This is a genomic window from Enterococcus sp. DIV0421, from assembly GCF_051713745.1.
In the GTDB taxonomy this organism is placed as follows: domain Bacteria; phylum Bacillota; class Bacilli; order Lactobacillales; family Enterococcaceae; genus Enterococcus_D; species Enterococcus_D casseliflavus.
In genome coordinates this window covers 604,052-618,643 of the sequence record NZ_JBIOQM010000001.1, presented here as the reverse complement: position 1 = coordinate 618,643, position 14,592 = coordinate 604,052, and the positions used below count along the sequence as shown (strand labels likewise).

The 14,592-nt window shown below is 41.1% G+C and carries 11 protein-coding genes; all 11 read left to right on the top strand.

Features of this window, described 5'->3' with window-relative positions; translation table 11 throughout:
- Nucleotides 1-25 precede the first annotated feature (25 nt).
- Nucleotides 26-1,027: a type I glyceraldehyde-3-phosphate dehydrogenase gene (gap, locus tag IGI96_RS02950; protein ID WP_005228677.1), complete on the top strand. Its 1,002-nt coding sequence runs from the start codon at nt 26-28 to the stop codon at nt 1,025-1,027.
- A gap of 99 nt (nt 1,028-1,126) precedes the next feature.
- Nucleotides 1,127-2,317, top strand: coding sequence for a phosphoglycerate kinase (locus IGI96_RS02945; protein ID WP_005234355.1), 1,191 nt, complete (start codon nt 1,127-1,129; stop codon nt 2,315-2,317).
- Between the two features lie 63 nt (nt 2,318-2,380).
- Nucleotides 2,381-3,136, top strand: coding sequence for a triose-phosphate isomerase (gene tpiA, locus IGI96_RS02940; RefSeq protein WP_010749804.1), 756 nt, complete (start codon nt 2,381-2,383; stop codon nt 3,134-3,136).
- A gap of 112 nt (nt 3,137-3,248) precedes the next feature.
- Entirely contained in the window at nt 3,249-4,550 is a 1,302-nt protein-coding gene (eno, locus tag IGI96_RS02935) for a surface-displayed alpha-enolase (protein ID WP_005228686.1), read from the top strand.
- A 264-nt stretch (nt 4,551-4,814) separates the two neighbouring features.
- The gene (locus IGI96_RS02930; protein ID WP_254907812.1) at nt 4,815-5,759 is read left to right on the top strand and encodes a hypothetical protein; all 945 of its coding nucleotides are present in this window, start codon (nt 4,815-4,817) and stop codon (nt 5,757-5,759) included.
- A 526-nt stretch (nt 5,760-6,285) separates the two neighbouring features.
- Complete coding sequence (locus tag IGI96_RS02925; RefSeq protein WP_438784818.1) at nt 6,286-9,561, top strand: Cna B-type domain-containing protein; 3,276 nt, start codon at nt 6,286-6,288, stop codon at nt 9,559-9,561.
- 138 nt (nt 9,562-9,699) lie between these two features.
- Nucleotides 9,700-10,656 (top strand): alpha/beta hydrolase, encoded by a 957-nt coding sequence (locus tag IGI96_RS02920; protein WP_086337979.1) that lies wholly within the window; start codon nt 9,700-9,702, stop codon nt 10,654-10,656.
- A 17-nt stretch (nt 10,657-10,673) separates the two neighbouring features.
- Complete coding sequence (locus IGI96_RS02915; RefSeq protein ID WP_015510184.1) at nt 10,674-10,946, top strand: GNAT family N-acetyltransferase; 273 nt, start codon at nt 10,674-10,676, stop codon at nt 10,944-10,946.
- Nucleotides 10,947-11,102: 156 nt separating this feature from the next.
- Complete coding sequence (gene secG / locus IGI96_RS02910; protein WP_005228700.1) at nt 11,103-11,339, top strand: preprotein translocase subunit SecG; 237 nt, start codon at nt 11,103-11,105, stop codon at nt 11,337-11,339.
- 123 nt (nt 11,340-11,462) lie between these two features.
- Entirely contained in the window at nt 11,463-12,215 is a 753-nt protein-coding gene (locus tag IGI96_RS02905; protein ID WP_086337980.1) for an alpha/beta hydrolase, read from the top strand.
- A gap of 3 nt (nt 12,216-12,218) precedes the next feature.
- Complete coding sequence (gene rnr, locus IGI96_RS02900; RefSeq protein ID WP_270287786.1) at nt 12,219-14,579, top strand: ribonuclease R; 2,361 nt, start codon at nt 12,219-12,221, stop codon at nt 14,577-14,579.
- Nucleotides 14,580-14,592: the final 13 nt, after the last annotated feature.

Here is a 14,592-nt window from a genome sequence, read left to right as displayed (position 1 = left end):
GATTTTCATAAGGAGGAAATCTTAAATGACAGTTAAAGTAGGTATTAATGGATTTGGACGTATCGGACGCTTAGCATTTCGTCGTATCCAAGAAGTAGAAGGAATCGAAGTTGTGGCTATCAATGACTTAACAGATGCTAAAATGTTAGCTCACTTGTTAAAATATGATACAACACAAGGACGTTTCAACGGTACAGTTGAAGTTCACGAAGGTTCATTCAATGTGAACGGAAACGAAATCAAAGTTTTAGCTAACCGCAACCCTGAAGAATTGCCTTGGGGCGAACTAGGTGTTGAAATCGTGTTAGAATGTACTGGATTCTTCACTTCTAAAGCAGCTGCTGAAAAACATTTAACAGCTGGTGCAAAACGTGTAGTTATCTCAGCTCCTGGTGGAAACGATGTTCCAACAATCGTTTACAACACAAACCATGAAACTTTAACAGGTGAAGAAACAGTTATCTCTGGTGCTTCATGTACAACAAACTGTTTAGCTCCTATGGCGAAAACATTGAACGACAAATTTGGTGTAGTTGAAGGATTAATGACTACAATCCACGCTTACACAGGTGACCAAATGACTCTAGACGGACCACACCCTAAAGGTGACTTCCGCCGTGCCCGTGCTGCTGCTGCAAACATCGTGCCTAACTCAACTGGTGCTGCTAAAGCGATCGGCTTAGTAATCCCAGAATTGAACGGCAAATTAGATGGTGCTGCTCAACGTGTTCCTGTTGCAACTGGTTCATTAACTGAATTAGTTACTGTTCTTGACAAAGAAGTAACTGTTGATGAAATCAATGCAGCAATGAAAGAAGCTTCAAACGAATCTTACGGTTACAACACAGACGAAATCGTTTCTTCTGATATCGTTGGTATGACTTACGGTTCATTATTTGATGCAACTCAAACAAAAGTTATGACTGTTGGCGACAAACAATTAGTTAAAACTGTTGCTTGGTACGACAATGAAATGTCATACACTGCACAATTAGTACGTACTTTAGAATACTTCGCTAACCTATAAGAGTTGCGAACGACTTTAATTTAAACCATCGCAAGAGAAAGCGGGGAAGCATCGCGCTTCTCCGCTTTTTTTAACAATTATGCTAGGAGGAATCTGTTCATGGCGAAAATGACAGTTCAAGATATCGATTTAAAAGATAAAAAAGTTCTTGTACGTGTGGACTTCAACGTTCCATTGAAAGATGGAGTGATCGGAGACGATACACGGATCAAAGCAGCATTACCAACAATCAATTACGTGATCGAAAACGGCGGAAAAGCAATTCTTTTCTCACACTTAGGTCGTGTGAAAGAAGAAGCAGATAAAGCTGGAAAATCTTTAGCGCCAGTTGCGAAACGTCTAGGCGAATTGTTAGGCAAAGAAGTAACTTTCGTGGATGAAACCCGCGGCGAAAAATTAGAAGCAGCGATCAACAACATGCAAGATGGCGATGTCGTTGTTTTTGAAAACACTCGTTTCGAAGACATCGATGGCAAAAAAGAAAGCAAAAACGATCCTGAACTAGGTAAATACTGGGCTTCTTTAGGTGATGTTTTTGTAAATGATGCCTTTGGTACCGCACACCGCGCACACGCTTCAAACGTAGGGATCGCTTCAACAGGTATCCCAACAGTTGCTGGTTTCTTAATGGAAAAAGAAATCAAATTCATCGGTGAAGCAGTCGAAGAACCAAAACGTCCAATGATCGCGATTCTTGGTGGAGCAAAAGTATCTGACAAAATCGGCGTAATCGAAAACTTGATTCCTAAAGCAGACAAAATCTTGATCGGCGGCGGAATGACGTATACGTTCTACAAAGCAAAAGGCATGGAAATCGGTAATTCTCTTGTGGAAGCAGACAAAGTAGAATTAGCAAAAGAATTGATCGAAAAAGCTGGCGATAAATTAGTATTACCAGTTGATTCAATCACTGCTGCTGAATTTTCAAATGATGTCCCAACAGAAGAACATACTGGTGATGTTCCTGAAGGACAAATGGGCTTAGATATCGGACCTGAAACTATCGCTTTGTTTGCTGAAACATTAAAAGGCGCAAAAACAGTCGTTTGGAACGGACCTATGGGTGTGTTTGAAATGTCTAACTTCGCAAACGGTACGATCGGTGTTTGTGAAGCAATTGCCAACCTTGAAGATGCAACAACGATCATCGGTGGCGGTGACTCTGCAGCTGCAGCAGAACAATTAGGTTTTGCTGACAAATTTACCCACATCTCAACAGGTGGCGGTGCCAGCCTTGAATTGCTAGAAGGAAAAACACTTCCTGGCCTAGCTGCGATCAACGATAAATAATCAATGACAAGCCGTGCAAAGGATCTCCTTTGCACGCTTGATAACGAAAAGGAGTGCCAGAACATGCGCAAACCAATTATTGCCGGAAACTGGAAAATGAACAAAACTGCGAAAGAAGCAAAAGAATTTGCTGAAGCAGTCAAAACTAAAATTCCTAGCAACGATACAGTTGACTCTGTGATCGGTTCGCCAGCTCTATTCTTAGAAACATTAGTGAATGCTGCTGAAGGAACAGAATTAAAAATTGCTGCTCAAAACAGCTACTGGGAAAATGAAGGTGCCTTTACTGGTGAAACTTCACCAGCAGCTTTAGCAGATTTAGGTGTTGACTATGTCATCATTGGTCATTCAGAACGTCGTGAATACTTCCATGAGACAGATGAAGACATCAACAAAAAAGCCAAAGCAATCTTTTCAAACGGCATGATCCCAATCCTATGCTGTGGTGAATCTTTAGAAACCTATGAAGCTGGCAAAACAGCGGAGTGGATCGAAGGACAAATCACTGCTGGCTTAGACGGTTTAACAGACGGTCAAGTAAGTAATCTTGTGATTGCGTACGAACCAATCTGGGCGATCGGTACTGGTAAATCAGCGGATGCAAACATCGCAGACGAAATTTGTGGCGTTGTCCGCAAAACCGTTGAAAAATTATACGGCAAAGAAGTTTCAGATAGCGTGCGTATCCAATACGGCGGTTCTGTAAAACCTGAAAACATTGCTGAATACATGGCAAAAGAAAATGTTGACGGAGCATTAGTTGGCGGCGCAAGCTTGCAAGCTGATTCATTCCTAGCATTATTAGATGCTGTAAAATAATTTCATTTTCATGAAAATAACATTTGCAGAATCGTGATTTTTTCACTACAATTAAGTTGTTCGCAAGGGGCTTTCCCCTTAAGATAAAACAAACTCAAAGGAGAGACAAAACATGTCAATTATTACTGATGTTTACGCACGCGAAGTCTTAGACTCACGTGGTAACCCAACTATCGAAGTAGAAGTCTACACAGAATCAGGTGCTTTCGGCCGCGGAATGGTTCCTTCAGGAGCTTCAACAGGTGAACACGAAGCAGTTGAATTACGTGATGGCGACAAAGCTCGTTATGGCGGTAAAGGTGTAACGAAAGCAGTTGACAATGTAAATAACATCATTGCAGAAGCTATCATCGGCTACGATGTACGTGACCAAATGGCTATCGATAAAGCAATGATCGCTTTAGACGGAACTCCTAACAAAGGCAAATTAGGCGCAAACGCGATTCTTGGTGTTTCTATCGCTGTTGCTCGTGCAGCTGCTGATTACCTAGAAGTACCTTTATACCACTACTTAGGCGGATTCAATACAAAAGTATTGCCAACTCCTATGATGAACATCGTCAACGGTGGTTCTCACTCTGACGCACCAATCGCTTTCCAAGAATTCATGATCTTGCCTGTAGGCGCACCTACATTCAAAGAAGGCTTACGTTGGGGTACTGAAGTATTCCACGCTTTGAAATCAATCTTGTCTAAACGTGGTTTAGAAACTTCAGTAGGTGACGAAGGTGGTTTCGCTCCTCGTTTTGAAGGAACTGAAGACGGTGTTGAAACAATCTTAGAAGCAATCAAAGCTGCTGGTTTAGAACCAGGTAAAGACGTATACCTAGGATTTGACTGTGCATCATCAGAATTCTACGAAAACGGTGTTTACGACTACTCTAAATTTGAAGGCGAAAACGGCGTAAAACGTACTGCTGCTGAACAAGTTGACTACTTAGAAGAATTAGTTAACAAATACCCAATCATCACTATCGAAGACGGTATGGATGAAAACGACTGGGATGGTTGGAAACTATTAACTGAACGCTTAGGCGACAAAGTTCAATTAGTAGGGGATGACTTGTTCGTTACAAATACTGAAATCCTTGAAAAAGGAATCAAAAACGGTATCGGTAACTCAATCCTGATCAAAGTTAACCAAATCGGTACATTGACTGAAACATTCAATGCTATCGAAATGGCGAAAGAAGCTGGTTACACTGCAGTCGTTTCTCACCGTTCTGGTGAAACAGAAGATTCAACAATCTCTGATATCGCAGTTGCAACAAACGCTGGCCAAATCAAAACTGGTTCTCTTTCACGTACTGACCGTATTGCAAAATACAACCAATTGCTACGTATCGAAGACCAACTTGGTGAAGTTGCTGAATACAAAGGTTTGCAAGCATTCTACAACTTGAAAAATAAATAATCTTAGCTTAATCAAACGTTGTCGTTTGGCTGAACTGAAATGATGGTAAAGTCCCCTCATGTGTAAATGACATGGGGGGACTTTTTTACGAGTTTTTTCGGTATGCTAATTGTATGATAGACTATAGGAAAACTTAGTATTTTAGGAGAGAATGCTGATGAAAAAATTGTACATAAATAATGTAGCTTTAAAGGAAAACATATCGTTTCCGCTGCAGGAATTATTGACTTATTTCCAGAAGAAGTGATCCTCCAGTATAATTGGTTGATTACCGATTATTCAGGTGACACAAGTATTTTGCGTTCAAGTGAAAAGAAGAAAAATGGAAAGTCGCTTATTTGGCTGAGCGGCCATAATTTATTGGATGCAATCAAAGGTACTTATCTTTATGAAGGGGTGCTAACTGGTTTTTTACCCAGCATTTCTTTGGATGATCTTTTGATCTTTGATTCTTATCCTGAGTGGGAAGGCTGGAATCGTGATGTAGATCTTCCGTACATTCAGCATCCATTAGGCAGCTTAGAATTAATCATTGATGATGGTAGCTCATATTCTGTCGTTACAGACGATACAGATCTATTGGTATATATAGAAAAGCATTGTAAGGATATAGCTGTGTCTGATTCATGTGATGAAAGACCAGACAGATTGTTTGGCGATCTTTATAGTCAACAGTTGCTACCCACAACTGTTGGCAACTGGTGGTTAACCTTTAACGGGGAGCCGATTTCTTTTAAAGTAATCGATGGTCATAGCAATTTTTCGAGTTACTACGGTGAAAGTCATCCAGATTGGGTCAACGAAATAATCGGTCGCTTTATCTTATTGCCTAATTTAAAAATGATCAAAGGGAAGGGAAAACTTGAGATAAAAACGGATATTCCTCGACACTCTTTCCGTGATTTTGAAATCGTTAGTGGGCAAAGATACTATGGCGCGCAATATTTGTTAAAAAAATCTGCCATTAACCTTAATTTTGCTGTAACTCAATATTATGACGATGAGTGTTTCCTGAAAAAATCTGGGGGTGTATATCAACTTGACAGGTCTGACTCGGGATTCCCAGCTTATTTTATTGAGGGGAATCAAAGTCCAACTGATTTAAAATTTTGTGTGTCATGGGGTGCATTGGCTACTGCAGATTCTTTGTCCTTGGATGTGGCTTGTGACTTTGATCAAGAGGAGATTGCTCAAACTTTTAGTAATTAAAAGTGAATGAAAGCTATATAGAAAAAACCTGTTTCTAGTAGATGAACAAGGAACAGTTTTTTTTATAGAAAGTAAGTTGAAAAATTAAGAGAACTTATAAATAGAGGGAAAATAACAGTAAGATTTTAAAGAATCAGCTAAAATTTTTGTAATCGAAAATGAAAATAATCTGATTGTTTATGAAAATTTTCATTTCCAGTTTACATTTATTATTTTTTGACTAGTGAAATTTTAACGAGTTGCCAATCACTGCTGTTGCTCAAGAGTTTTGAATGAAAGAACTTTTATCACAAACAAAAGATTCTTTCTGGATTTTGAGTATTTATCATGAATAAATTGTTCTGTTTTTTTTAAAAACTAAAGAAATTATATTTCATTTTCACAAATTCTTCTGAGAGTAAGAATCATTTTATGGTTCTTGCTTTCATTTTTTTCACATAAACAAACTTTGAGGTATTTTGCATTTTGTCTTTTTTCCGATTAGGATAATCACCTGAGTAAAATTTGTTGTTTGGAGGAAGAAAAAATGCTTACTTATGTGAAAAAAATAGCTTACCCAATTTTCATGTTGTCCTTGCTTGTCATGTCGTATGTGACGCCATTGTTATCAGTCGTTACAGCTCATGCAGACAGCGAGGGAAACACCAAGACAGTCCTATTTCAGAACGAAAAAGGCACAGCACATGTGATCTCATTACCAGATCCTACCACAGGGGAGATCACTTGGAGGATCCAAGTAGAAAAAAATCAACAAGCAGCATCTAATCAACTAGCATTTAGCTTGAGTGAAGGGGAACAAACAATTTTGCCGGAATCAATCCAAAGCAGCGGCACGAAATTTACATATGATCCGCAAAGACAGCAGCTGATGGAAGAAACTACTAGCAGCTCCTTTAGCCAAATGACGCTAACGTTTCAAACAAAAGCTCTTAAAACTTTGACAATCAAATCCGCATTTCTTCAAACAGAGGAAGAAAATGGACAAGTGAAAGAAGACATTATCAACACAACAGATGTAGTAGTTGTTCTACCTGACAATCAATCCACAGAAGCAACGAGTGCCGAAGCATTGCTTGCTGACAGTCAGGAACAAACAGAGGCTTCCGAAAAACAGCCTGCCACAAAAAGCAGCGAGTCACAACCACAAGCAGAATCAACTACCGCATCAACAGCAATCGAATCACCACTTGATGCACAAGCAAGTGCGCCAGCAGCTTCACAACTATCAAGTGGCGGCAGCTTTAAGAATGATGTGCCAGAAGTTGATAACGTACTTCTAGGAGAAGCTCAGTATTTTCATATTTTTGCTAACCATGCGACGCTAAATACCCACACAAACGGAAACTTAGCAGTGGGAGAACTAAATGGCAATGTCAGTTTTGGAACCAGTATTCAGGATGGTTCGTTGGCGACAGAAATCAATTATATTCAAAAGGTCAATACGATCGCAAATTCTTCCTTTGTATCAGGAACTGATAGCAGAAAAAACAAAGTTGTCTTTGGCCCATCAGTCACAGTAGATTTAGCAGATCAAAATCAACAACCTGCCGTTTTTGTAAATGGACAGAGAATGGATCACTTGAAAACTTACGAAGTTTTCCAAGATCAATCTGCAAGTGAACCGTATATAGATTTTAAAAAGGTATTTTCAACGTTACAGGCGACGTCAGAAAGGCTAGGAGTCTATCCGCAAACACCCGGTGTAACCAAAGATTTTACTGACAATAATCAGCGGGTCATCAATACCGCCCGTGCTGAAAATGATACGCAAGAGGTGGTGTTGACCTTAACGGATGAACAAGGCAACCCGCTTGATGACGGTGTTTACGAACTTCAAAATAAAAAGACACATAAAGAGGTTGATGAAGAGGTCACAAATGATGAAGGACAAGTAATCGAAACGGATCTTCCAGAAGGGGATTATTCCTTTGTTGAAACAGAAGCGCCAGACGGTTATCTAATCGACAAGAAACCAATTTCCTTTTCGGCAGATACTATTGATGAAGAAGATCAAAAGGTAGTCGTTACTCTTTCAAAAACAGAATTAGAAAAAGATACACCTATTACCATCAAAGGGCTAACAAAAGGCACGTCTCCTGTGCTCATCAATGTGGATACCGAAGGAGCAAGTACCGTTAATATCAAGTCACAAATCAAACTAGAATATACAGATGGCACGACGCGCAATAGTCATGAAACAGAAGATTTTGATGATGCCGTTATCCTGTGGAATTTTATTAATCAGCCAGAAAATCAAATGATTTCGATTAATAGTCCCTTCCAAGGAACGATTTTGGCTGTTGGTGATACAGTTGATGTCCACCAAAATGTTGACGGCAGTATCATTGCTGATACGGTCTTGGTTAATGCGGAAACCCACCGCTGGGATCTTCAAGCCAATGAAACGGTTGTACCGATAATCAAACTTGCTGCAATGAATCACCTGCTGTCTCTTGATACAACGACAATCAGCGGAACCAAAACGTGGGATGATTATGACAACAAATTTAATACTCGTCCGACAAGCATTACGGTTCAATTACTGCAAAACGGTGAAGTGTTCCAAACAAAAACGGTTACCCCGAATAAAGAGGGGGAATGGCATTATGAATTTACCGATCTACCAACAACTGACGAATCTGGTCAGACCTATGACTACGCAATTCAAGAAACACCCGTTGAAGGATACACCACCAAAGTAAATGGCTATGACCTAGTCAACACCTACCGCAATACTGAAACGACAGAAGTATCGGGAACGAAGACGTGGAATGATTATGGTAACAAGTTCAATACCCGTCCTGAAAGCATCACTGTCAAACTGATGCAAAATGATAAAGAAATCGCCAAGCAAGTCGTAAAATCAGATAACCACGGCAACTGGACCTATCGCTTTGATGATTTGCCTAAATATGATACCGAAGGAAAAGCATATACTTACACGATCCAAGAAGAAAATGTTCCAGGATACACCAGTGAAATCAATGATTATGACCTAGTCAACACCTACCACAATACCGAAACGACAGAAGTATCAGGAATGAAAACATGGAATGATAACAACAATCAGCTCAACATCCGACCAGAAAGTATCACTGTCGGTTTGATGCAAAATGGTAAAAAGATCGACAATCAAATCGTAAAAGCCGATAAAGAAGGGAACTGGACTTATCACTTCGAGAATCTGCCTAAGTATGATTCCAAGGGAAAAGCCTATGTCTACACGATTCAAGAAGCAACCGTTTCTGGATATATCAGTGAAGTAAACGGCTATGACCTAGTCAATACGGAAACAACCACAGTTTCAGGCAGAAAAACTTGGAATGACAACGACAACAAGTTCAATACCCGTCCTGAAAGCATCACTGTCAATCTGATGCGAAACGGCGAAAAATACGCAGAAAAAATCGTAAAAGCAGATAAAAAAGGCAACTGGTCCTATCGCTTTGATAAGCTGCCAAAATACGATGCCGAAGGAAAAGCCTATACCTACACGATCCAAGAAGAAAATGTTCCAGGATACACCACCAAAATAAATGGCTATAACTTAGTCAACACTTATACAGGGCCAGAGACACCAAAAACACCAAGTGATCCTAAAAAGCCGCAGGTCCCGTTGTCACCTAAAAAGCCAGATACTTCTAAACAATCGGAAGATGACAACAAGAATGACGTAAACCATGCGACTACTGAAAAACGATTGCCTAAGACAAACGAGCGCTCTTCTTATGAGTGGAGTATCCTTGGAAGTATTTTACTCGTTACAAGCGTTGGCATACTTTGTCGACGAAAACATAGTTAACCAATTAAAACTTTGTCCTGCTTCTCTGCTAGAAGTCAGGGCAAAGTTTTTTTAAAGTATAGGACTTATTTAAGACGTGCGACAAAACTTTGGCTGAAATCCATTGTAAATGGTAAACTAAAATTAAGGGGGGATCCTATGGTTTGGCTATTGCTACTACTGCTTATTTTTGGTTTTTTGGTGTACTATGTATATCGCACGTCTGTTTTGAAAAAGGGCGTACGCTATTTTGTTTCGGCGATCATTATGCGAAACAATGAATGGTATGAAAAAGAAGGCAGAAAGAAACTGGGGATTCCATACAAAGAGCGGATCGCAACAAAGAGTTCGGCTTTTTGGGCACAAGGTTCGGAATGTACGGTAACGACCGCCGATGATCTGATCCTAACAGCGGAAGTCTTTGATCAGTGTGCAAAAACGTGGGTGATCTGCTTGCATGGGTATCGCAGTGATGGGCAAGCAGACTGTCAAGAGGCAGCCGAGAAATTCTGGTCTGCTGGTTACAATGTTTTAGTTCCTGATTTACGTGGACATGGCCGCAGTGAAGGCAAAGAGATCGGTTTAGGGTGGCTAGATCGGATGGATCTACTTTTGTGGATCGATAAGATTTTGGAAAAAGACCCACAAACACAAATCTTCCTCTATGGTTTAGGAATGGGGGCTGCGACCTTGCTGCTGGCTAGTGGAGAAGTCATGCCGGTGCAAGTGGCTGGGTTGATCTCAGACAGCAGCTATACGTCCGTTTACAGTGCGATCCGATCAAGCTTGCCGCAATTTTCTCGGTTACCGATCAAACGCTTTTTGCGCTTAGCGAATCGCTATAGCAAACAATTAGTCGGTTATCCCTTCTTGCAGATCTCGGTGACCCGACAAGTCGGCAGCAACCATTTACCTGTGCTGTTTTTACAAGGAGAAAAAGATTCGTTTCTTTCGGAAAAAGAGATCAATACCTTAATGGAAGCAACGGCTGGACCGAAACAAAAAGTCCTCTTTGCGAATATGGGACATTTACAGGCAGTGAAAGATGCACCAGAATATTGGCCAACCGTTTTGCAATTCATTGAGAATATCAAACAAAATACAGACATCGTCTGATAGAAAGGAAGAAAGCAATGGAAATCAAAGAAGAAAATAAACGTTTTGCTTTGTATGATGGAGAAAAAGAGGTGGGAGAAATCACATGGCAAGAAACGCCAGATGATGTTCTAGAAGTAGACCACACCTTCGTCAACCCTGATTATCGCGGCCAGCAATTGGCGCAAAAATTACTCAAAGCGGTTGTTGAAAAAGCAAGACGGGAAGAGAAAAAAATTATGCCTGTCTGCTCCTTTGCGGTCAAAGAGTTCAAAGAAAAACCAGAATACGATGACGTACTCGTTCGCTGATTTGAACGAAAGTGATCTATGAGAAAAAGGCTGTCAGAAAGGACAGTCTTTTTTTTAAACCGTCCTGCAACGGTCAATGACAAAAAGAGAGTAGTAATTTCCAGCGGAAAATGCTAAAATGGAAAGGACGACTTTAGCAAGCAAGGAGGAGCTAACGTGTATAACATCTTATTAACTGCTGTGATCGTTATTTCGATTTTAATGGTCATTACGATCATGATGCAGCCTAGCAAGCAAAATAGTGCAGCTAGTGCCTTTACCGGCGGTGCAGATCAATTGTTTGGTAAGCAAAAAGCCCGTGGATTTGAAGCGGTGATGCAGCGTTCAACGGCCATTTTAGGTTTTGTTTGGATGGTCTTGCTCTTTATTTTGGCTTTTCTTTCATCAAACTAATCACTTTGTTAGCGAACCTCTCGTAAAGAGAGGTTTTTTTCTTTTTAACGGGAAGATTTTGATCGCATTTGTCGAAGTATTCTTGCTAACTATGGTAGAATTGGACGTGAGGTGAAAGGAAACATGAAAACATTTAATCAACCAAAACCGGTTTTTGCTGAACACGGCAAACGAGCGGTCATTTTGTTCCATGCCTATTCAGGCAGTCCTAACGATGTACGCATGCTTTGTCGTTCGTTAGAACAAAAAGACTACACGGTTTATACACCGATGTTTACTGGACATGGTACACCGAATCCAGATGATATCTTAAATCAAGGAATGACTGTTTGGCAGCAGGATGCCGCGGATGCAGTTGCTTATGTGAAAGAAAAAGGCTATGAGGAAGTTGCCGTTCTTGGACTTTCGATGGGTGGGATTTTAGCGATGGATCGTTTGACGCAAGACCCAACATTGATGGGCGGCGGTCTTTTTTGCTCACCGTTATTTGAAACCAAGAACGAAGTACCAGTCAATTTTGAAAAGTATGCTGAAATGGTCATACCCTACGCTGATTTAGATGAGGCGACCCAAAAAGAAATATTGGCAAAAGTCCCTCGTAAGGTCAGAGAACAACTGCAAGGAATCGAAACAGTCGGACAAACCACAGCTGAGCATTTAGGAAAAATCGAGCGCCCAATCTTCCTGGCGCAAGCAGGAAGGGACCAAATGATCGATCCACAGACGGTTTTCAAAACCGCAGCGGCATTGTCCCATGTTCCCTATACGCTTCAATGGTATCCTCAAAGTGGTCATGTGGTGACGGTTGGACCAGAACGGAAAAAATTAGAGCAGGATGTGTTTTCTTTCTTAGAAACACTTGCTTGGAAAGAGTGAGTTATGACAGAAACGATTAAAACAAAAATTGTTCAGTTTCTCGAAGAAAGCCGTAAAAAAAGTTTTTCAATGGAAGAAATTGCTGAAGGTCTAGGACTTCAAAAAAGTACAGACTTTAAGAATCTTGTCCAGACAGTAGCGGCGATGGAACGAGAAGGCAGTGTGATTTTTAACAAAAAAGGCAAAGTGAAATTACCAATGAAACGAGTGTTTGTGGAAGGAACCTTTCGTGCCAACGAGCGGGGCTTCGGCTTTGTCACGTTGGATGAAGAAGAAGACGATATTTATATCCCTAAAGAAGCAACAGGCTATGCCATGGACGGCGATACCGTTGCTGTAGACATCGTGCATGTTGCCGATCCTTTTTCAGATCGCGGCGCAGAGGGAAAGGTCGTAGAAATCAAGCAACGCGCCATCAGTCAGTTGGTCGGCGAGTTTACATTATTTGACGAAAAAGAGATCGAAGAATCGGATCTATATGGCGTTGTTCAACCTAAAGATAAAAAACTAAGCGATTTAAAGGTGTTTATCGGCGCCCAAGGAATTCGTCCAGTAGACGGCAGCATCGTGATCGTTGAGATCAGCCATTACCCAGAAAAAGGCTATTCGAAAAGCTTAGAGGGGTTGATCACAAAAGTTGTGGGGCATAAAAACGATCCTGGAATGGATATTTTATCGATCGTCGTGGCGAATGGGATTCCCACAAAATTTGAGGAAGAAACCTTGGCAGCGGCAGATGCAGTACCCGATACGATCGATCCTGCTGACTTTCCAGAACGACGGGATTTGCGAGATCAACAGATCGTAACGATCGATGGAGCGGATGCCAAAGATTTGGATGATGCGGTGACGGTAAAAGCATTGCCTGACGGCAGCTTCTATTTGGGCGTGCATATCGCAGATGTTTCTTATTATGTGACAGAAAACAGTGCGTTGGACAAAGAAGCTTTTGAGCGGGGAACGAGTGTCTATCTAACGGATCGAGTGATCCCGATGATCCCACAACGTTTATCAAACGGGATCTGTTCGTTGAATCCGAATGTCCCAAGGTTGGCCATGAGCTGTGAAATGTGGATCAACCAAGAGGGGATCGTCACGGATTACAATATTTTCCAAAGTATTATTCAAACAAGTGCCCGCATGACTTATCAGGCAGTCAATCAAATTATTGAAGACAATGATCCAGAAACCAGCAAAGAATATGCGAAACTAGTACCGATGTTCCATGATATGGCCGCCTTGCACCACGTGTTAGAAACGATGCGGATCAAGCGTGGGGCGGTTTCTTTTGAAGACCGCGAAGCGAAAGTCTTGGTCGATGGAGAAGGGCACCCGCAAGAAATCGTTCTGCGAGAACGTGGAGTCGGCGAACGATTGATCGAGTCCTTCATGTTGGCAGCCAATGAAACCGTGGCGCGTCATTTCAATCGGAAGCATTTACCATTTATTTATCGGATCCATGAGGAACCAAAAGAAGAGAAAATGCGTCGCTTCTTTGATTTTGCTTCTGCTTTAGGGATTGTAGTCAAACAAACCAACGGCTCGATCTCACCAAAACAACTGCAAAAAGTGGTTGAAGATGTCGCAGATAAGCCAGAGGCAATGGTTGTCAATACGATGCTGCTCAGAAGTATGCAGCAAGCGAAGTATTCAGAAGAAAACGTCGGCCACTATGGTTTGGCAGCGGAAGATTATACCCACTTCACGTCACCGATCCGTCGGTACCCCGACTTGATCGTGCATCGCTTGATTCGTTCTTACAGTGAAGATGTCTCTGAAGCCAACCAAAACAAATGGGCTGAAATCTTGCCTGACATCGCAATGCACAGCTCCCAAATGGAACGACGAGCAGTCGATGCAGAAAGAGAAGTCGATGCGCTTAAAAAAGCTGAGTATATGGCCGATAAAGTAGGAGAAGAGTTTGACGGTATCATCAGTTCCGTCGTTAAGTTTGGCTTGTTTATTGAATTGCCTAACACGATTGAAGGGCTGATCCATATCAATAATCTGAAGCAAGATTACTTCCATTATTTGGAAAACCATCTGGCACTTGTAGGTGAACGGACAGGCTTGACCTTTAAAATTGGTCAAAAAGTTCGTATCAAAGTCGTGAAAGCTGATCCTGAAACAAGAGAGATCGATTTCGAATTGGTAGCAGCAGAAGAAGTCGAAAAACTGCAAGCACCAAAAGCCAACAAACGAAACAACCATCAAAAAAATGAAGCGAACCGTCGCGGGAAAAAACAACACAACCCTGAGAAAAAACAAGGGAAACGCTTTGAACAAACCGGTAAAGGCAAGTCAAAGAAAGCTGGCAAAGTGAAAAAGAAAAAACCTTTTTACAAAGGAATCAAGAAAAAATAATTGGAGGGATGGC